The 20725-nt window shown below is 44.4% G+C and carries 20 protein-coding genes; 14 read left to right on the forward strand and 6 right to left on the reverse strand.

The genetic code is table 11. The features are described 5' to 3' along the window. Positions 1–186: 186 nt before the first annotated feature. Positions 187–1263, reverse strand: coding sequence for a hypothetical protein (locus ACT7WV_RS16340; RefSeq protein ID WP_445103888.1), 1077 nt, complete (start codon positions 1261–1263; stop codon positions 187–189). Between the two features lie 200 nt (positions 1264–1463). Continuing rightward, entirely contained in the window at positions 1464–3083 is a 1620-nt protein-coding gene (locus tag ACT7WV_RS16345) for a serine/threonine-protein kinase (protein WP_445103889.1), read from the reverse strand. Between the two features lie 563 nt (positions 3084–3646). Here ACT7WV_RS16345 and pheT point away from each other — a divergent pair. Next, the gene (gene pheT / locus ACT7WV_RS16350) at positions 3647–6094 is read left to right on the forward strand and encodes a phenylalanine--tRNA ligase subunit beta (protein ID WP_445103890.1); all 2448 of its coding nucleotides are present in this window, start codon (positions 3647–3649) and stop codon (positions 6092–6094) included. Between the two features lie 277 nt (positions 6095–6371). On the opposite strand, the gene ACT7WV_RS16355 is transcribed toward pheT, so the two are convergent. Beyond that, the gene (locus ACT7WV_RS16355) at positions 6372–6560 is read right to left on the reverse strand and encodes an aldehyde dehydrogenase family protein (RefSeq protein WP_445105672.1); all 189 of its coding nucleotides are present in this window, start codon (positions 6558–6560) and stop codon (positions 6372–6374) included. Positions 6561–6752: 192 nt separating this feature from the next. Between ACT7WV_RS16355 and amt the strand changes: the two genes are divergently transcribed. The 9 genes from amt to ACT7WV_RS16400 all read left to right on the forward strand — a co-directional run bounded on the left by amt (position 6753) and on the right by ACT7WV_RS16400 (position 15634). Then, positions 6753–9260 (forward strand): ammonium transporter, encoded by a 2508-nt coding sequence (gene amt, locus ACT7WV_RS16360; protein WP_445103891.1) that lies wholly within the window; start codon positions 6753–6755, stop codon positions 9258–9260. 42 nt (positions 9261–9302) lie between these two features. Next, a complete protein-coding gene (locus ACT7WV_RS16365) occupies positions 9303–9911 on the forward strand; it encodes a slr1658 family protein (RefSeq protein WP_445103892.1) in 609 nt (202 codons plus the stop codon). Between the two features lie 134 nt (positions 9912–10045). After that, positions 10046–10393 (forward strand): slr1659 superfamily regulator, encoded by a 348-nt coding sequence (locus tag ACT7WV_RS16370; RefSeq protein ID WP_445105673.1) that lies wholly within the window; start codon positions 10046–10048, stop codon positions 10391–10393. Positions 10394–10581: 188 nt separating this feature from the next. Beyond that, positions 10582–12099, forward strand: coding sequence for an adenylate/guanylate cyclase domain-containing protein (locus ACT7WV_RS16375; RefSeq protein WP_445103893.1), 1518 nt, complete (start codon positions 10582–10584; stop codon positions 12097–12099). Between the two features lie 89 nt (positions 12100–12188). Next, positions 12189–12386, forward strand: a complete 198-nt coding sequence (rpmI, locus tag ACT7WV_RS16380; protein WP_445103894.1) for a 50S ribosomal protein L35 — start codon at positions 12189–12191, stop codon at positions 12384–12386. Positions 12387–12474: 88 nt separating this feature from the next. Beyond that, positions 12475–12831: a 50S ribosomal protein L20 gene (gene rplT / locus ACT7WV_RS16385; RefSeq protein ID WP_445103895.1), complete on the forward strand. Its 357-nt coding sequence runs from the start codon at positions 12475–12477 to the stop codon at positions 12829–12831. 107 nt (positions 12832–12938) lie between these two features. After that, complete coding sequence (locus ACT7WV_RS16390) at positions 12939–13724, forward strand: transporter substrate-binding domain-containing protein (protein WP_445103896.1); 786 nt, start codon at positions 12939–12941, stop codon at positions 13722–13724. A gap of 38 nt (positions 13725–13762) precedes the next feature. Then, the gene (locus ACT7WV_RS16395; protein ID WP_445103897.1) at positions 13763–14290 is read left to right on the forward strand and encodes a tetratricopeptide repeat protein; all 528 of its coding nucleotides are present in this window, start codon (positions 13763–13765) and stop codon (positions 14288–14290) included. A gap of 219 nt (positions 14291–14509) precedes the next feature. Continuing rightward, entirely contained in the window at positions 14510–15634 is a 1125-nt protein-coding gene (locus ACT7WV_RS16400; RefSeq protein ID WP_445103898.1) for a THUMP domain-containing class I SAM-dependent RNA methyltransferase, read from the forward strand. On the opposite strand, the gene ACT7WV_RS16405 is transcribed toward ACT7WV_RS16400, so the two are convergent. Beyond that, a complete protein-coding gene (locus tag ACT7WV_RS16405) occupies positions 15631–16128 on the reverse strand; it encodes a pentapeptide repeat-containing protein (protein WP_445103899.1) in 498 nt (165 codons plus the stop codon). The genes ACT7WV_RS16400 and ACT7WV_RS16405 overlap by 4 nt on opposite strands. A gap of 95 nt (positions 16129–16223) precedes the next feature. Here ACT7WV_RS16405 and ACT7WV_RS16410 point away from each other — a divergent pair, with 95 nt between their 5' ends. Further along, positions 16224–16373, forward strand: coding sequence for a hypothetical protein (locus ACT7WV_RS16410; protein WP_445103900.1), 150 nt, complete (start codon positions 16224–16226; stop codon positions 16371–16373). A 68-nt stretch (positions 16374–16441) separates the two neighbouring features. Then, complete coding sequence (locus ACT7WV_RS16415; RefSeq protein ID WP_445103901.1) at positions 16442–17062, forward strand: PAP/fibrillin family protein; 621 nt, start codon at positions 16442–16444, stop codon at positions 17060–17062. A gap of 22 nt (positions 17063–17084) precedes the next feature. On the opposite strand, the gene glsA is transcribed toward ACT7WV_RS16415, so the two are convergent. Both glsA and ACT7WV_RS16425 read right to left on the reverse strand, forming a co-directional pair. After that, positions 17085–18011: a glutaminase A gene (glsA, locus tag ACT7WV_RS16420; protein ID WP_445103902.1), complete on the reverse strand. Its 927-nt coding sequence runs from the start codon at positions 18009–18011 to the stop codon at positions 17085–17087. A gap of 70 nt (positions 18012–18081) precedes the next feature. Beyond that, entirely contained in the window at positions 18082–18501 is a 420-nt protein-coding gene (locus ACT7WV_RS16425; RefSeq protein WP_445103903.1) for a peptidylprolyl isomerase, read from the reverse strand. A 536-nt stretch (positions 18502–19037) separates the two neighbouring features. On the opposite strand from ACT7WV_RS16425, the gene fcmB reads away from it, so the two are divergent. After that, positions 19038–20204, forward strand: a complete 1167-nt coding sequence (gene fcmB, locus ACT7WV_RS16430) for a filament morphology actin-like protein FcmB (protein ID WP_445103904.1) — start codon at positions 19038–19040, stop codon at positions 20202–20204. Next, positions 20204–20677, forward strand: a complete 474-nt coding sequence (fcmC, locus tag ACT7WV_RS16435; protein ID WP_463424177.1) for a filament morphology membrane protein FcmC — start codon at positions 20204–20206, stop codon at positions 20675–20677. The genes fcmB and fcmC overlap by 1 nt, the downstream gene beginning before the upstream one ends. Positions 20678–20725: the final 48 nt, after the last annotated feature.

Below are 20725 nucleotides of genomic sequence, written 5' to 3' on the forward strand. Positions count from 1 at the left end.
AATGGGGAAGGATAGCGCTATCGGTTCAATCCTGGCGTGGCAACTTTATGAGTAAGTATGCCAATTAAATTACACACAGAATAACCTCAGATGCTTGTTTAGTGAGGGGAGTGTGTGAAATTAATTTTGCTTATGTACTTACCGTTGCTCTTACCCAGTCGCGGAGGTAAGCAGATACTTCCTTAACTAAATTTTAGGGCTCTGTTGGCTAGAAAACAGCCCCTGCATAGCTTGAGTGTAAGGCAATAAGAGACTGAGCTGCTCTGGCTCTAAGCGATCGCGAAATTCTTCCAGCAGCAAAGGTGTAATTTGTTCTACTAGTTCCCATTGAACATCAATGCAAGGAAATACCATAGTGCATAAAGGGAGTAGTTCTTGTTCTACTGCTGCCATGCTTCCTTCTAATACACATAACCAGAGATAAGCTTGGAACATTTCTATGTCCCGAATGCTGGAAGCCTTTACCCCTGGATCATTGAGCTTACCCCGACGACTGTAATGATTAGGATGTAATTGTGCCGCTCGACTATGGACTCTCAAGGCAATTTCCCTGGATGCAGGTAGGAGTTGTTGAACCAGTGTTAATTTAGGGGAATCAAGAGAATGTCCCAGCGCTGCGCCACAGACTCTTTGCCAAGGAATGCAAACTTGCTCTTCAACAAACTTGAAATAAGGGCTGAGTAAAACTTGCTCAGCTAATTTAAGCTGACTGAGAATAAAGGTAGTGCTGAAGTGAAATTGTGTGGAAACAAAACCAATTGCCCGTGAGTCTTCTGTGGATAAATGCTGCTGCCGTAGTTGCGCGATCGCAGGTTTAATTTCTTTGGCTAGGTATTCTGTCGCTGGCAATCTAATTGCAGGCATTACCCACTGTTTAAAGATATCACTATAAATATCTACAGTTCTTGATAAATTTCTGCTTACTAGTGAGTTATTTACCGATAGATGCGACTGTTGTTGATAAATTTCCAGCATTCTGTCATAAGCTAATTGGATATACTTGGCTAATTGTGCTGAATCAGCTAACTTAATAACATTGGGAATATAAGAAAATAGAATATTGCTCTTGATACCAGCAACTTCACATTTAATTTCTAGGATTCGTCTAACTTTTGTAACAGTTTGAATTCTACCTTGCGAGGATGTTAAGTTAATTAATTGATCAATATCTAAACTGTTGTTTTCTGCAACAAATGTCGATAAATCTGGTATGTAGCGTTTTTCCCAGCAATTAATTATTTGATTGCTTGATTTTTGTCTCATAAGAGAAATATTTAATTAGGCTTATTCTTTTTCAGCCTAACATTTCGCCATAGGGAGTAAATTAGTGGCGACTTATCGCCTGTTTGAAGCGTCAACTAGATTTGCTGCCTCTAAAAAAATGGTCGATAGAAAATAGTTAATTCAATTAAAAATAAAATAAATAATAATCAGCAGGTTTAATTAAAAAATTGTTTAATAAATTACCAAAAACCACGCTTGCCGTTGGGAAGTACTGTAGACCAATTTGTCTTAGCTTGCCTGAGTTGTTCTTCGCTAATTTTGGCATGGGAGAGATTGGCACCACACAGATTTGCTCCTTTGAGGTTAGCATTACTGAAATGGGCATAACTGAGATCTGCCCCCCGCAAATCAGCTCCTTCTAAATCTGCATGACTAAAGTAAGCCCTACCTAAGTTGGCATCTCGCAAATTCGCACGGTTTAGACTTGCTTGACCAAAAACAGCGCTGGATAAATCAGCCCCTTGAAAATTGGTTTTTGCTAGCTTTGATTGTTGAAAAATTCCCCCAGCTAAAGAAGCTTTCTGAAGATTAAACCCACTCAAATTCTGAGAAGTAAAGTCCCGACGACCCGACTCATAGGCTTTTAAAATATCTTGGGCATCTAATTTATGAATTGCTTTAGGTTTTCCTGCTGTAAAACCCTGGCTGTTGAGAGCATTGGGAAAAGGTATTTGGCCAATAAATCCCTGGCTTTTCTGATTACTTGAGTTATAGATGGCATTTCTTTCTTTCTGTTGGCGTCTAGCTCGAATTTGCGCTGCCATCTTCTTGGTGGCGGATGAAGAAGGCGAAGAAGAATCCACCGACTCCGGGTTTACCGAGTATAGAGAACTCGTGTTCAAGTTGGTAGTAGAACCCTGAGGTCGAGTTGCTAAACCCTGTGCCAAACTTTCCATATAAGGCTCCATTTCTAGCGCCCTTAGCAGCTCCCTAGCCGAATGATAACGACGACCAACAGAAGCTTCCAGCATTCTTGCCAGTACTTTAGCAAAAGAGTCACTAAGATCAACTCTTTTCCGCCAGACCATTTCTCCTGTCAACGGATTGTAGTCTAGGTCTTTTGGCGATTTACCAGTTAACAAATAAATGCAGGTTACACCCAAAGCATAAATATCACTCGCATAAACTGGTCGCAACTGCATCTGTTCGGGAGCTGCAAAGCCTGGAGTACCAATAGCGAAATTAGTCAAAGCCGACATATCTGAATTGCCAGCCATAGCAGCTCCATCAACTCTATTTTTGACGGCTCCAAAGTCAATCAAAACCAATTTTCGGTCTTGCTCCCGACGAATTATATTAGCCGGTTTAATGTCTCTGTGAATTACCTCGTTGCCATGAATGTAACTCAGCAAAGGCAAAATTTCACTAAGGAAATGCTTAACTCCAGCTTCCGGTAAGGGACCGCTGCCTCTAATTTCTTGATGTAAAGTTAAACCACTGATATACTCTTGTACTAAGTAAAATTGGTGATTTTCTTCAAAGTATTGCAGTAGCGTCGGTAGTTGAGGATGATTACCAATTCTCCCCAAAGTTTCAGCTTCTCGCTCAAACAACTCCCGGGCCATATCTAGGACGTGGGGGGCATTGGAAGAAGGACGAAGTTGCTTAATCACACAAATCGGATTTCCGGGTAGAGACTCATTTTTGGCTAAAAATGTTGCTCCAAAACCTCCTTGACCTAGCGCTTCCGTGATGTGATAACAATCGCGTAATAGTAGCTTAGAGCCGCACGCCGAGCAGATTTTGGCGTGCACCTCGTTTTGAGGATGTGGACAGTCAGGGTTAATGCAGTAGCTCATTCAGTGTCACCGATGGGGCGTAGTCCTTCCCAGAACTTAAAGCTTTGGCTTCAGGTTCCAGGATTGATAGACTGACTTTTCTGGGAAACGCACCGCCGAATCCACCTTTGTGTCGGTATGCCTTCGGGTCTGTTTAACACCAGGATATCCTACTTTTCGAGTTCCCTTGGGTATAAACAGGGAAATACCAGGTGGGATTCATCGGCTTTTCTGTAAAAATTTGCTAAAGTTTGCTCCAGGTTTTATGAAGCTTTTATGAAGATAACAAAAAGTCAATAGACTGATGATTGATAACCTGTAGTTGGGAATTGCAGGATTCAAGATTTTTTCTGAAAATTTGGCTTTTTCAGTAAACTTGGAGCAAGAGACTAACACAACTTTTGAGTCAAAGCCCTGGCAATGCTTTAATTATCTACATCGGATTAACACTTGAGATTTTCCTTTTCCTTGAGTCCTTACCTCCTTTATACTTCAGCCGACTGCTGATTCCCCATCTCTAATCCCCAATTCCTCAAGGCTGGCGGTAAAATAGGCAAGCTGAGGTGGGTAAAAGCTAAGAGTCAATGCGTATCTCTCTAAATTGGTTGCGGGAATTGGTAGAGGTTACTCTAGCTCCAGAAGAGCTAGCCGAAACCCTAACCATCGCTGGGTTTGAGGTGGAAGACATCGAAGACACCCGGAAGATGGCAGATGGCGTTGTCGTCGGGAAGGTTATCTCGGTAGAACCTCACCCTAATGCGGATAAGCTCAGGGTCTGTCAAGTTAATATTGGTGATGCAAACGAACTGTTAAATATCGTGTGCGGCGCTGCTAATGTCCGGGCAAATATTTTTGTTCCCGTGGCAACTGCGGGGACTTACCTACCAGCAATTGATCTGAAAATTCGCGCCTCAAAATTGCGGGGCGTTCGCTCAGAAGGAATGATTTGTTCCTTAGCAGAAGTTGGCATAGAGAAAGAATCAGCTGGCATTTATATTTTTGAAGAAGAAAATCTGCAATTGGGCAGTGATGTCCGTCCTCTGTTGGGTTTAGAAGATGTTATTCTCGACCTCACTGCTACTGCTAATCGTGCTGACGCCCTGAGTATGGTGGGGGTAGCCAGAGAAGTGTCTGCCCTGACAGGAGCGCCCCTGAAGTTGCCAGAATTGACCGAAAAGTCTATTCCAGATAATTCTGAGGGACTTAAGGTAAAAATATCAGAGCCTGAAGCCTGTCCTGCTTATATCGGCACTGTGATTTCCGGAGTAAAAATAGCCCCTTCCCCAGAATGGCTACAACAGCGTTTAAAAGCAGCAGGAGTGCGACCCATTAATAATGTGGTGGATGCCACTAACTATGTTTTGCTGGAATGGGGACAGCCACTCCATGCCTTTGACCAAAACCGACTGCAAACTGTTGCTGGTGGAGATAAATTAACTATTGGTGTTCGTTTTGCCACCAGCGCTGAATCCCTCGAGACGTTGGATGGTCAAACTCGTTCCCTCAAGCAACAAACCCTGTTAATTACCGCCAATGACCAGCCAGTTGCCCTGGCAGGAGTTATGGGCGGTGCAGAAACTGAAGTTCACGAAAGCACTGAGAATTTGGTGCTGGAGGCGGCACTGTTCGAGCCAGTAGCAATTCGTCGCTCAGCCCGCAGTCAGGGTCTAAGGACAGAGGCATCTGCTCGCTATGAACGGGGCGTTAACCAGGCAGAATTAGATGTTGCCTGCCGCAGAGCGATCGCATTAATCTGTGAGTTAGCCGGTGGAGAACCAACTGCTCAAAAAACTCATGACACGCGACCAGACCCCTCTAGCTGGACACGCTCCATTGGGCTGCGTCTGGAACGGGTTAATCAAATACTTGGTCCGGTAGAGTTGGCAGAAGAAATTGGCGAAATTCTCCCAGAAGATGTGGAGCGGATTCTCTGTGCCCTGGGATGTCAACTCCAGCGCGGCGAGTCAGAGGAAACCGTAACTTGGACGGTAACAGTTCCACCCTACCGTTACCGGGACTTAGAACGGGAAATTGACCTAATTGAAGAAATTGCTCGTCTCTACGGCTACGACAACTTTTGTGATAACTTGCCTGACAAGACAGAGCCAGGTTTCCTTTCCCTAGAGCAAGCCTTGATGCGGCAGCTAAGAGAAACATTTCGGGGGGTAGGACTCACAGAGTTAGTACATTACTCTTTAGTGAAACCAGGAGAGGATAAACAAGTTTCCCTGGCCAATCCGCTGTTTACCGAGTACTCTGCTCTGCGAACCGATTTAATTTCAGGGTTAATTGACGCTTTCGAGTATAACCTTGAACAAGGCAACGGTTCCCTCAACGGCTTTGAGATTGGTCGTATCTTCTGGCGAGCCGAAGAGGGCTTAGCAGAAGCCGACGCCCTAGGCGGAATTTTGGGCGGTGACCCCAGTCAAGGTCGATGGGTCAGAGGAGGACACGAGTCACCAATGACCTGGTACGAGGCAAAAGGGGTTCTAGATTGTGTATTTGAGCGCTTGGGTCTCCAGGTTGAGTATCAGCCCAATCGCAGCGATTCGCGTCTTCACCCAGGGCGCACTGCCTCATTGTGGTTGCAGGGCGATCGCTTAGGTAATTTTGGACAACTTCATCCTCAACTGCGCTCTGAACGAGGCTTGCCAGAGTCAGTTTACGCCTTTGAGTTGGACTTAGATGTCCTCTTAGATGCTCTCTCTCGCGAAGAAAACCTGACTCCTCGCTTCCAGCCTTATTCCAGTTTCCCTGCTGCTGACCGGGATATCGCTTTCTTTGCGCCTTTAAAAGTTTCTGTGGCGGAAATTGAGCGCACCACACAACAAGCTGCCGGGAAATTACTGGAATCGGTTCAATTGTTTGATCAATATCAAGGAGAATCTGTCCCCCAGGGACAAAGGAGTTTGGCTTTCCGGTTAGTTTACCGAGCAGGAGATCGCACTCTCACAGACCAAGAAGTCGAGCCATTACATCAAAAAGTCCGAGAAGCTCTGCTAGAAAAATTCGGTGTTAGTCTCAGAAGCTAAGGGGCGTTTATACCCCTGCCCAGCCCTCTCTTTATTAAGGAGAGGGAGCAGGATTTTTCTTAACTTCCCCCCTTGCCAAGGTAGGGAGAATTCATCAATTAGAGAAAAAAATGAATTTTCCCTACTCCTTGTCAAGGAGGCGGTTTCATTAGATAGGAGAAAGCAGTTTGTCAATCTCGTTAGAGAGAAATCTCTGAGGGATTGTCATAGAAGCATGACGATTGAGGCAAAAAAGGCTTAGTGCAATTGCTCTGATACTTGAGACATTAGCAGCATTCTAGATGTCTGCGTCGCGCAGGATGATTATGGGTGATTTGCCACTGAGTTCTAGGGCAATTTCCTTAACGGTGTCTGCAGCATTTGTGCCAACCTTAGCACCAGCCAGATCAGAGACAGTGAAGCAAACATAATCCAGATCGGCGGGATTACTGCTGAGCATGTTGCCAATGGTGGCACCATCTTGAATACACCCTAGGGCAAGCCTGTGGCACGAATAATGTTAGCCCTCAATACAGCAGGATGAAACTATTAAGTGGTCTTTGAGTCTTCGCTGGTTGAGCAAAGGACATTCCTTTTACGGAATTTGCTGGTGCTTACTTGTAATTTAGAAGTATCACAGAGCTATTAACAAAAGTAAATTTTTCCGTAGGTGGCAGGCGTGCAGCAGATTGATACTTTGTGGCTCCTAGCTTGTTCTTGGCTAGTCTTTCTGATGCAGCCAGGGTTTATGTGCCTAGAGTCAGGGCTAACACGGTCTAAGAATAGCATTAATGTTGCCGTCAAAAACTTGACGGATTTTGGTCTATCGGTAGCCTCTTTTTGGGTCTTGGGCTATGCCTTGATGTTTGGTAGCTCTTGGGCCGGTTGGCTCGGCTCTGACGGCTTTTTCCTGACTATCGACTCCTCTCCCAAGCTAGCTGCCTTCTTTTTGTTCCAAGCAATGTTTTGCAGCACAGCTACCACTATCGTTTCAGGGGCTGTGGCAGAGCGCATGAGTTTCAGAGCCTATCTGATCAGTGCCCTCTTAGTCTCTAATCTAATTTATCCCCTATTTGGTCATTGGGCTTGGAACCGCGCTAGCTATGATAGCGAGACTTTGACTGGCTGGTTAGGTCAGCTAGGTTTTGTTGATTTTGCTGGTTCTACTGTCGTTCACAGCGTCGGCGGCTGGGTTTCCTTAGCAGCCTTGCTAGTTATTGGACCGCGTACAGGTAGGTTCCCCACTGAGGGACGACCGCGCAAGATCCATGGCTCTAACCTACCACTTTCGGTGATGGGGGCAATGCTGTTGTGGATTGGCTGGTTTGGCTTTAACGGCGGTAGTGCCTTAGCTTTCAATGATCAGGTGGCTGGAATTATTGTGCATACCTTAATTGCTGGTGCAGCGGGCCTGATTAGTGCTTTGGTTATTGGCTGGCGGCAGCGCAAGGTTCCGGAAGTAGAATTACTGATCAATGGGTCACTAGCTGGACTGGTATCAATTACGGCTTCTTGCCATGCGGTTACTACACCGGAAGCCGCATTCATCGGTGCGATTGGTGGCGCTGTAATGTTGTTGACGTCTTCTATGTTAGAGCGTTGGCGCGTTGATGATGCTGTTGATGCCGTGGCGGTACACGGAGGAGGTGGTATTTGGGGCACATTGGCGGTAGCTTTGTTCGGTCACGCAGAACTGCTCGATACAGGTTTAAGTAAAGGTGACCAACTATTGGTACAGCTATTGGGGGTTCTAGTTGGTTTTATTTGGGCTTTTGGTCTGACTTGGCTCTTGTTACGCATCACTAATCGTTTCTTCCCGTTGCGCGTCTCACTAGAGGCTGAACAAGTTGGGCTCAATATTTCCGAGCATCGAGCGAAAACGGAAATCTATGACCTGTTCAAAGTGATGGATTATCAGGCAAAGACCCAAGATCTAAGCTTACAGGTTCCGGTAGAACCATTTACGGAGGTTGGTCTCATTGCGCAGCGCTACAACCTGGTGATGCAAGCTCTGGAAGAAGCAGTAATGAAGACAGAGGCAATTGTCAAAACGGCAACCGATGCAATTCTCACCTTCACTCACCCACAACTAGAAATCATTACCGCCAATCCCAGCGCTGAGTCAATTTTTGGCTATTCCCGGACGGAGTTATTGGGGATGCCTATTCTGATGCTTTTGGAGTGGCAAGCTTGCCAATTCCTCGATGGTAGTGCCTTGCTCAATAGTTTGCTACAAGTCGGACGGCATGAGCTGGTGGGACGTCGTGCTGATGGTTCCAATTTTCCTTTGGAAGCCACTGTGACTGAAGCGAAGTTAAGAGGCAGCTCTTTTTACACTAGTACCTTTCGAGACATTTCGGAGCGCAAGCAAGCCGAAGAAGCACTAGCCCAGGCTAACCGGGAAATCACAGTTTTAAATCAGCGCCTCCAAGCGGAAAATCTACGCCTAGCGGCTGAGCTAGATATCACACGCCGATTGCAACAGATGTTATTGCCGAAAGAGGAAGAACTCAATCAAATTCCGGGGTTAGAGATTGCTGGTTTTATGGAACCCGCAGAAGAAGTAGGTGGTGATTACTACGACGTACTTAAGCACAACGGGTTGGTGAAAATCGGTATTGGTGATGTCACCGGACATGGTTTAGAAAGCTGCGTATTAATGATCATGGTACAAACAGCAGTGCGTACCTTGCTAGCAGGCAATGAAACTGATCACACTAAATTTTTAAATGTGCTAAATCAGACAATTTATCAAAATGTGCAGCGAATGAATTCTCAAAAAAATCTGACCCTTTCGTTACTAGACTATCGAGAGGGTCAGCTATTTTTAAGTGGACAACATGAAGAGATGATTGTGGTGCGCTCTAGCGGTAGCGTCGAGCGGATAGATACGCTTGATTTAGGCTTCCCGGTTGGCCTAGAGCCAGATATAGCCGATTTTGTTAAAGAAGCTAGGGTGCAGTTGTATCCAGGGGATGTGGTCATACTCTACACCGATGGGATTACTGAGGCTGAAAATCTGCAAGGCGTGCAATACGGCATTGAACGGCTTTGCCAAGTAGTTCAGCTCAACCGCGATGATAGTGCTTGCCAAATCAAGCAGGCTGTGATTGACGAACTAAGGCGGCACATCGGCAAGCAAAAGGTTTTCGATGATATTACTTTGCTGGTGCTTAAGCAAAGGTAGTGATAGCTCAGTTACAAAAGACAAAGGTAAGAAAAAACTGATATGACTCAGATATTCGGAGATTTTATTGAAGATCTACCCGACAGCCAGGAATACTTAATCATTGGATTTTCGCCTAGTGCCGTCCCGCTACAGCAGCGGTGGCGCAATAATGGTTTATCAGCTGACTTTCTGGCTGAGTATTTAGCAACTTTTTTTCGCGGTAGTGAGAACGATTCGTTGCCAGAGTCCTCTAATAATTCAGGCAGTATTATTGATAAGCAAATTGAAATCAAGAGTGCAGTTAGTTTCATCGCCAATGAGTTGATCGAAAATGCTATGAAGTTTAACGAGCAAGCATCACAGCATCCGATCAGCGTTGGACTTTATTTGCACAGTGATAGACTCGTACTCCTCACTACCAACAGCATTCACTTCCAAAAAGCTAAACAGTTTCAGGAACTCATTGAAGAGCTAACTAGCTCGGATCCAGCAGATTTGTATATTCGTCAGTTAGAGGAAAAGACAGGAGATGAGACTTGTAATGATTCTCAGCTAGGCTTTCTCACCATGCTAAATGACTATATGACCAAAATTGGCTGGAAGTTTGAGGCTCTCCAACACAACCGAGAAGTGATTGCTGTAACCACCATGGTACAGCTACAAATATAGCCAGTTTGGGCAAAGAAGTTTCGCACTCTTTGTAACTACCTACCTAAAAAAATTGGTAAGGGCGGTACAGAAGCATTAAGGGGACACTACGAACTACCTACTAGTGACAAATGACTACGGAAATACCAGTTATGATGAATATTAAGAGCGAAGGTTACAGCATCTGTTATGAGGCAGCCACAACAACCATAATCTGTCAGGGTACACTCCGCTTGAACGGTATGGACGGTTATAAACCAATCGTGGAGTTGCTTAATGATGTAGCTGATCAACAACCATCAATAATTACTCTGAATCTTCGGCAGCTCGAATTTCTGAACAGTTCAGGTATCAATGTTATGTCGAAGTTTGTGATCTCAGTGCGTCAGAAAAAAAATATTGAGATGGTTGTGCAAGGCTCTAAAAATATTCCATGGCAGAGTAAGTCATTAAAAAACTTACAGCGCTTGATGCCTGCTCTGAAACTGGAATGGGAAGCTTAGTTTTTTATAGTTAAACTACCATAATATTTTTTTTATCTGTCATGGCAGTTACCAGTTAACTAGGGCATAAATTAACAATAATAATCACCATAATAAGTAAGTCTAGATACTGTTTTCTGTTTCTTATTTCCTATTCCTGATTCCTCACTATACAATAATTAAACAAACAATATTATTCAGTAAAATCATTGCTCCAGTTCAGCATTAAAATTGCTCTTGCCCGCTATTTTCTGACAGGTATGCTTAACAATCAATGGTTTAGTACTACAAGAAAGTTCCAGTCCGGACTCATCCTGGAAGAACAACTATCAAGAGAAGATCTCCTTGGGGAGATAGAAGTTTTGCGTCAGGAAATTGAAGAATTGAAGCGGGAAAAAGCTGATCTGGAAATCTTATTAGAGACCACTACAGAACATTCAGATACCGTAGAAGCCGAGTTATATAACGAAGCAGAAAAGGCGGTGCGTACCAGTGACAGAAGATTAGCTCAATTTTTAGAAGCCATGCCCGTAGGCGTCGCGGTGCTTGATGCCCAAGGTAGACTTTACTATTCTAACCAGAAAGCACAACAGTTGTTTGGTAAAGCTATTCCCCTAGGAAGTGAAGCCGAGCAATTTGCCGAGATTTATCAATTTTATCTTGCTCAAACTAATCAACTATACCCTTGTGAAAAGTTACCGATAGTAAGAGCTCTCCAGGGTGTAACAGCAACCGCTGATAATCTGGAATTTCGTCAAGCTGATAAAATCATTCCTATCGAGAGTTGGGGAACGCCCATTTTTGACGAACAAGGTAATATTATTTATGCGATCGCTGTTTTTCAAGACATTACAGAGCGTCAAAAAGCAGAGCTAGAACGACTAAAATTCACCGAGGAATTGCGCCAAACAAATAAAGCTTACGAACGCTTTGTTCCTCGTCAATTTCTTCAGCTTTTAGAAAAAAAAAGCATTGTGGATGTTCAGTTAGGCGCTCAGGTGCTCAAGGAAATGTCGGTGCTTTTTTCCGATATCCGTGACTTTGCTAGCCTGTCGGAGAGCATGACACCAGCAGATAATTTTAAATTTATCAACTCCTATTTAAGTGGCATGGAGCCAGCAATTATTGCAAATCGTGGCTTCATTGATAAATTCATTGGTGATGAGATTATGGCCCTATTCAGTGGCTGTGCTGATGATGCTCTCAAAGCTGGAATTGCCATGCTACATAGACTCAATCAATATAACCAAGGACGTGCTAAAGCTGGCTATGCCACCATTAATGTTGGCATCGGTATCAATACAGGTGCCTTAATGCTAGGCACCGTTGGGGTTGATAATCGCATGGATAGTACCGTGATTAGCGATGCTGTCAATTTAGCCTCTCGTCTAGAAGGGTTGACTAAAGACTATGGAGTACCACTACTAATTTCTCACGAGACTTTCATCCGCTTACAGGATGCTAATCAATATGCGATGCGGCTTATTGATCGGGTTAAAGTTAAGGGTAAATCGGAAATGGTATCCGTCTTTGAAGTATTTGATGCCGATCCCCTAGCGCTTAAGGAGGGCAAATTATTTACGAAAAAAACCTTTGAAGAAGCTTTGTCTATCTACAAACTCAATTCAAGGAGTAAAGCAGCACAAATGTTTGAAGAGTGTTTGAGTATTAACCCAGGGGATACTGTGGCTCGTATCTATCTGGAACGCTGTCAATATATTTGTTAGATCGTAAATTTATTCTTACAAGTCTTAGTTTGCCTAGTATCAGCAGACGGTTGTAATATGATAGATCGTGTCCTTAATCAAATTAGTCCATGCCTAAACTAAAAACCCGCAGAGCAGCAGCCAAGCGTTTTAGAGCGACTGGCAGTGGTAAGATTAGACGCCGCAAAGCTTTTAAAAATCACTTGCTAGAACACAAGAATGCTAAAAGGAGACGGCGTTTGACCAGTCTGACGCTGGTAAACGAACGTGACGCTGAAAATGTGCGCATGATGTTACCTTATCTCTAAGAGACTAGAGGCACGAAAGACAGCCTAAGCTTGAATAACTAGTCAATAATCCATCAATAACTAACAACCAGCCAACTAATAACCAGCTATGACCAGGGTAAAACGCGGTAACGTCGCTCGTAAACGGCGCAAAAAAATTCTTAAACTAGCCAAGGGTTACCGGGGTTCGCACTCGAAACTCTTTCGCACGGCTAACCAACAGGTGATGAAGGCGTTAAGAAATGCCTATCGCGATCGCCGCAAACGCAAGCGGGATTTTCGACGCCTCTGGATTACTCGTATCAATGCAGCATCACGTCAGCATGGTATTAGCTATAGTCAACTCATGGGGCAGATGAAAAAAGCTGATATCCAGCTTAATCGCAAAATGCTGGCTCAGTTAGCAATACTTGATCCCAATAGCTTTACCAAAGTGGTGGAATTAGCTAATCAAGCTGGGAAATGAGGAATTGGGTAGTCAGTAGTTAGTATTAATTAATTAGGTATTGGTAAAAAAAATACCAGTTATTGCTAACTACTACTAACCAATTAGTAATTAGCAGTTTTGAGCAGATGGTTAGTTACAAATCCTTCAGAATCAGTTGGGTAATCGGCTTCTTAGCCGTAGCCTCAATTATCACACCATCTCTAGTTAGGGCTGCTACACTCAAAGAAATTGAGCAGCGAGGCGAGTTGATTGTTGCCGTCAAAGACAATCTACGTCCCCTAGGTTTTCGTGGTAGCAATGGTAACCTGCAAGGACTAGAAATTGATATCGCCAGACGTTTAGCTCAAGAACTGTTAGGGAATTCTCAAGCATTAGTTTTGCAGCCAGTGGAAAATACTGCTCGGCTCAAAATGGTTCTGGAAGGTAAAGTTGACCTAGCCATTGCCAGAGTGACGCAAAATGAGTCCCGTTCCCGAATGGTCTACTTGAGCAGACCCTACTACCTAGATGGCACGGGGTTAATTACCAAGAATAACTCAATTAGGCAATTAAGTGATCTGGCGACCCAAAAAATCGCCCTGCTCAACGGCTCCAGTACAATCGCTGTAGTGCGCCATGCCTTACCGGAGTCTCAACTAGTAGGAGTGGATTCTTACCAAGAGGCGCTTGCTCTCTTAGAAAAGGGTGGTGCTGAGGCTTTTGCTGCAGATCGCAGCCTTCTCACTGGCTGGGTACAAGAATATCCTCAGTATCAGATATTACCAATCTGGCTTTCTGGTGAAGCCTTGTCTGTCGTCATGCCAAAAGGTTTGCAGTACAATCACCTGCACCGACGGGTAAATGAGATGATTAGCAAATGGCAAGCTGAAGGTTGGTTAGCTGAACGTGCCGCCGCTTGGGGTTTACCATAAGGAAAAGTAAAAATTGAAACCGGATAGCTTCAGCAACTATGGATGATCAGCTTCCAATTATTTATCTATCCCTTTTACTGGTGCTACTGGCTGGTGCCGGTTTTGCAGTAGTCCGCCAAGTGTTCAAAACTCGCAAAATAGAAAGTACTCTCTCAAGGCTAGAACAAAAGTTAAAACAAGAGCGGGGAACAGTCCAAGAGTATTATGAGCTGGGCAGTATCTATACAGACAAGAAAATGTTTTCCCAAGCGGTGGTTCTGTTTCAAAAAGCACTTAAAGGCGCGGATGCTGAGCAAGAAAACCTGGCTCCTGTCTATAATGCCCTTGGCTTTGCTTACTTTGCTCAAGAGCAATACGACATCGCTATTCGTCAGTACAAAGAAGCCCTAAAACAAGATCCCAGCTACGTCACAGCACTCAACAATCTGGGTAATGTTTACGAACGAAAGAAACTAGCTGCTCAAGCATTGGAAGTTTACGAAGAAGCTCTCAAATATAACCCCACTAATTCTATTGCTAAACGTCGAGCTGAGTCGCTGCGGAAACGAATTGCGACACCCGCCTGAGCAGGGATTGCCTTTGTGCTGATTAGGGACAAATGAGCATCTATAGCATTCCTAAATAATTCAAGAACAAAGTTAATCATAGATGGGCAGCAGATCAAATAGGCACCTGTTAAGATTTATCTAGGATTGCTATAGGTGTTATCGCTTCAGGTATTGTTCAACTTGCAAAAGTTAGGATTTATGATAAATTTTAACTCCTAAACTCCTCATTGCTGTTTAATGATCCACTACTTCGCTACAGTTGCCCGTGGTCTAGAATTAATTGCTGCCCAAGAACTTGAAAGTTTAGGAGCCAGGGAAGTTCGCCCTGATTTTACAGGGGTGCATTTTGTCGGTGATTATGCCTTGATGTACCGCGTTAATCTTTGGGCAAGAACTATTTTCCGGGTACTCGTAACTTTGCATGAATTCCCTTGTTCTAATGCTGATGTGCTTTATCGGGAAGTGCAAAAAATTCCTTGGGAGCAGTACCTCAAGCCTCACCACACCTTGGCGGTTAACTCTACGGGGGGCAATCGCCAGCTTAACCACACCCACTTTACTGCCTTACAAGTCAAAAATGCGATTATAGACCAGCAACGGGATCAATTTGGTCAGCGCTCTAGCATTGATACCCAACAGCCGGATATTCTAGTTAACACCCATATTCATCAAGAGCGTTGTGTTCTCAGTCTAGATAGTTCTGGTACTAGCCTCCACAGAAGAGGGTATCGACCAGCAATGGGACTAGCTCCCCTGAAAGAGACTCTAGCTGCTGCTCTTTTGGATCTTGCTGATTGGGAGCCAAGTAAGCCTTTTTTAGACCCTTTTTGTGGTTCTGGAACTATACCTTTGGAAGCGAGTTTAAAAGCGTTAAATATTGCTCCTGGATTGTTTCGTAATCACTTTGGCTTTGAATCCTGGCCCGATTTTGACAAACATCTCTGGCAACAGTTGTTAAGGGAGGCCAAAAACAGCCAAATTTCAGAACTGAAGGCACCAATTGTCGGTAGCGATCGCGATCCTGATATCCTGGAGCAAGCTCGTCTTAATGCTCAACAATGTGAAGTTGCTGAACAGGTAAGATTTAAGCAAACTGAGCTATCGCAGCTAGAAGTACCAGCAGAGGAAGGTATTATTATCTGCAATCCTCCCTATGGAGAACGTTTAGGTAATACTCAAGAACTTGGAGATTTATACAAGCTACTGGGTGATGTCTTGAAACAACGCTTCAAGGGTTGGACAGCTTTCGTTTTAACTGGCAATAAAGAACTGGCAAAGCGAGTTGGACTCAAAGCCTCGCGTCGCTTTCCGGTTTATAACGGTTCTATACCCTGTACACTTCTGAAATACGAACTCTATTAATTTACATTAGGGAAAGACTCAAACCTGCCACCCTGAATTTCAAGTTCTGTGCGCTGCCTAGGTGACAAGCCAATTCCTGTACCAAAATTACACCCTGCTACTAACGCGCCTAACCAAATAGTTTCATTGAGGCTTGCACCTCTCAAATCGGCATTTCTTAAGTCTGCTTGAGTGAAATTGGCAAAAATTAAGTCGGCTTCTCGCAAGCTGCTACCTTGGAGAGTGGCTCCTGTTAAATCTCCACGGATAAAGTTCACACCATCCAAAACTAAGCTGGATAATTCAGCTCCCTTGAGATTAGGAAATTTGACCTGATTTGGTGTTCTGAAAAAACGCATCACACAAGCTATATTTGCTTCAGTTAGCGGCATTTGGCTTAAAAAAGCGTATCTTCCTAGGCCTAGATTTTGCAAGATTACCAAACGTTGCTGAGGACTTTGTGTGAGAAACTGATGGCAAATATGGTATAGATTCTCAGTTGCGGAGTCCAGCATTAATCAATCAAACCCAATGTTTTAGCGGACAGTTGAATATTGTGCGTCAGTAGCCTACTATTCAGAGAAACTTGCCTACTGCATTTTTTGGGGAAATGAGCTATCTATCCATCAAGAAACCATCACCAGTGGCAATAGTTGGTTTAACCTTTATGACTCTAGGAACAGTATTACCTGATGCTGCCGTCGCTTTTGCTCCTACTCCCTTATTTAAAGATTTAAAGATGATACTCCGGGCATTATAATATCTAGTCGCCCTCAAATACTGTTGGCGAAATTGATTAATCTCAACAGTAAAAGCTCAATATTCAATATGTCCAAAAACTCTGCTGATGACAAATCAACTCTCCTGGCTATGGTTTTAGAAGCCGATGCTGGGAGAGCAAAGACAGCCGAACAGCAAGAAGCAATTGAAGCCGCTAGTAGACGATTAGAAGAACAAAACCCTACTGACTCTCCCAGCGAGCACTTAGAACTTCTGGCTGGGCTGTGGAAATTACTTTACACTACTACGGGGCTTGAGAAAAACACCACATTACACCGTTTATCTTTTGGTCAATTTCCTCAGCTAGAGGTGAATGTTACAGGTGTTTATCAAAAACTGACAATTGAGGAGGCCAGTTATACTAACCTCATCGAATTTACAGCCACTCCATCATTAGCAGGCGTCTTATCTATTTGTGCTCAGTTCGAGGTAGTAACACCAGTACGCCTTCAAATCAATTTTAATCAAGCTCTAGTAAGTCCCAAAAATCCAGATATTAATTTGACAGCTTGGCGTGAGGCATTAGGAATTAACGATAACCAAACCGTAGAGATGTCTGTAGATTTGAACTATCAAGGGTGGATAGACACGACGTATTTAGATCAGGACTTGCGCTTGGCACGCGGCAACATGGGAAATTTATACATTCTGGAGTTGGAACACAAGTAGCTGCAAGCTGCACTCAAGGTTATTAAACAAACACACTCAAATTTAGAGCCTGCGAAAGTTGCTGCAACAAGAACCAACTAGCCTGGGAGTTACCTGTCTGGTCTAAAGCGGGACTGTAACAAGCGATCGCGCCCTGCGATGGTATTACAGATAGCATTGCACCGCTTACCCCCGACTTAGTGGGTACTCCCACCTGCACCGCGAAACGGTTAGACGCCTGATACAAGCCGCAGGTGGTCATTAAAGCATTAACCAGACGGCGGTTTTTTGGGGATATCCCTTTTTGAGGATCTACCAACAGCATTCCCAACCGTGCCAAATCGGCAACCGTCCCCGATAAACAACAGACTTGATTGTAGGTATCTAGGGCAGATTCTACACCTGCCAGGTAACCAGACTCAGCCAACAGCAAGGCGATCGCTCGATTGTTTTCATTACCTACGGAACGCACCGAACTCAGCATTGCCTCATCTAAGAAGAGTTGGCAGTTAGAGCGTTGATTAAGCCACTTGCACAAGTTTTCGCAGCGAGAACTAGCCTCTTGACCCGGTAGCAGGGACGCTAGCGCGAGGGCACCGCTGTTGAGCATGGGGTTACGCGGCCAACCGCCGTCTGCTTTTAACTGTGCTAAAGAATTGAAAGGCTTCTCAGAAGAGTCGATTCCTACACGAGATAAGACAACTTGCGAACCTAACTGCTCTAGTAAAAATAGCAGTACAAACGGCTTGATCACGCTCATCAATGGAAACAGCACGGTACAGTCGCCAGCGGCCATAACTTGACCATCATTACTCTGTACCTGCACTGCCAGCCAACTAGGATTAACCTTACCCAGAAGAGGTATATAGTTGGGTATCTGACCACCCTCAGTCTGAGTTTTGGCTTGAACTACCAAAACATTCAGTTGCTCCTGAGAGAGGCTAATCAGTCTTGCTGAGGGGAGTTTCAATTGTTGGTTTCTCCAGCCACGATCAACATTAGGAGCGCTTCACACTTCTAAGGCTGAGAAGCAATGGGCACTACTGCTCAATTTTTACCGAAAGGATCTTATCGCCTTGGCGGATAGCATTAACTACATCCATATCCTCAGTTTTGCCGAAGGTAGTGTGTACTCCGTCTAAATGAGATTGGGGAGAGTGGCAAATAAAGAATTGAGAGCCACCTGTATCCTTGCCAGCGTGAGCCATTGATAGAGTTCCCGCCAAATGCTTATTTTTGTTAATTTCACATTTGATTTTGTAGCCAGGGCCACCCGTGCCAGTGCCCTGAGGACAACCACCTTGGATCATAAAGTTGGGGATAACTCTGTGAAAATTAAGTCCATCGTAAAAACCTTTTTCACTGAGTTCTACGAAATTTTTTACCGTGTTAGGGGCGTCCTGATCAAACAAATCTAGACGGATTGTGCCCTTGTCAGTTTCCATAATGGCGCGGGTCATGGTTTTTCCTTGTTCGTTAGATATGTATGCAATTTGGCTGTTGGTAAAAGAGTATACCTCTGTTAGCTTGAGGGGTGTATGCTATACCTACTGTTCTTCTGAAGTAAGAAGCACGGAACGCTTTAGCGAAACGACTAGGTAGCCCGTCACCGACAGCTCTTTTTCTACCGTTCTACTGGATAAGCCCTCTGCCAAAAATCCTTTTCTAATTTAGCGACATCTATATACATGTGCATGAAAGCAAAGGTTTTTTTATAAAAATTTGTAAAAATACTTTGACTAATTATTTGACTATTTGTAACAGATACAACCAAAATATTTTAGGTCATGCTGCACTTTCGCTCTCATGCTAGGCTAAAGCCAAATTGCGCACTAAGTAAAATGCTCAGCTTTCCGCTAAAGCAAATAGAATAGCGATGCTGCTAGAGTACTGTTCCATAGTAAACGCTTTACGCCGCAGAGAATTTCCGGCAACTCTGCACTTTTTTAGGATGAGCGTGATAATTTGTTGAAGCTAAGCCAGATTAGGAGTTTGTATGACAGTCCAACCGTCTGCTGCTACCCCGATGAATGCCGCTACCCCGATGAATGCTGCTACCCCGATGAATAGCGTGAAGTCGGCGGCAACTCCCATGAATAGTAAGTCAACTAACAATTTAACAAAATCGATTCTCAGCGTAGACTTAGGTCGAACTTCCACTAAGACCTGTATAGCACGCGAACCCAACAATGTGGTTTTCATGCCTGCCAATGTAAAGCATCTATCGATGGAGCAGGTTCGTGGCGGTATTTTTGAAGCTCGTGCCACAGACCCCTTATTAGATATGTGGCTAGAGTATCGAGGCACTGGGTACGCCTTTGGTCAACTAGCGGCAGACTTTGGGGCAAACCTGGGATTAGGTCAGTCTAAGGTGGAGGATGCACTCTCGAAAGTCTTAGCCTGTGCAGGGTACTTCAACCTCCAAGACGATATAGCAATAGTGCTTGGTCTGCCTTACCTTTCGCAAGAACAGTTTGAACGGGAAAAACAGCAGCTGATTAGCCTACTGAGTGGACCTCATCTCATGAGCTATCGAGGCAATCCAGTATCACTGAATGTGACTAAAGTTTGGGTAATGCCGGAAGGTTATGGCAGCCTGCTGTGGTGTGAAGGTCAAACTAAGAAGGGCCCGAACCCAGACTTTACTAAACTATCGGTGGCTATTGTCGATATCGGGCATCAAACTACAGATTGCTTAATGGTAGATAGCTTCCGGTTTGCCAGAGGTTCCTCTAAGAGTGAAGCCTTTGCCATGGGTCAGTTTTATGAACAAGTTGCCGCCCAAATTGAGGGTGCTGATAGTCAATCTTTGTCTTTGATTGATGCAGTTAACCAAACTAGAGGTCAGCGTTTCTACCGTCCTAGAGGGGCAACCAAGCCGACCAATTTAGATGATTTCCTGCCCAACTTGAAAGAAAGTTTTTCCCGTGAAATCTGTAGCCGTGTGCTGGCTTGGCTGCCAGAACGCGTCAGCGATGTGATTCTTACTGGAGGGGGAGGTGAGTTCTTTTGGGAGGACATCCAACACCTGCTCAAAGAAGCTAAGATTAATGCTCACTTAGCCGCACCGTCTCGGCAAGCTAACGCCTTGGGGCAGTATATTTACGGAGAGGCAATGTTGAGAGCAGCCACGACGACTCGCACCGCTAAGACTGGAAACTAATGTTCTTTTGGTCAAACAAGACAAAGAAGTCGGTCACCTTCAATCAAGGAGTTGCTGACCGATGCTTGTTAGAGGTTGTGAAAACTGAGTTGATGAGACAACCGCACAAAAACTTCAGCAACCTGTGCAAAGAAGCTCTCTGGCAATTTTTATGCATACCTGAAGCTGTAAGACCTAATTCTGGAGCAGAGGGGACAGAGCAACAGGTTGCTGAGCTGCAGCGTCAACTAGCTGAGTTTGAACAACGTCTGTTGACCAAAGAATCCCTTAGGCTAGAGGCAATAGAACGCCAGCTCAATCAACTTACTCAACAAATGACGCAGCTAGCTATGGTAGTTAATCAACAGTTGCAATTTGAGCCTAGTTCATCCTATCCACCAGTAGAATCAGACTCAGAAGCTGTGACTCCTGCTACCTATCAAGAAGCAGATCCTTTGCTGAGTCGTCTAAGTCCATTCTTGGAAGATTTTTAATTAACAATTAAGCCTCTCCCATGGGGAGGCTCTTTTTTTGTTTAACTA

The organism is Symploca atlantica LB2515 (genome assembly GCF_052546295.1).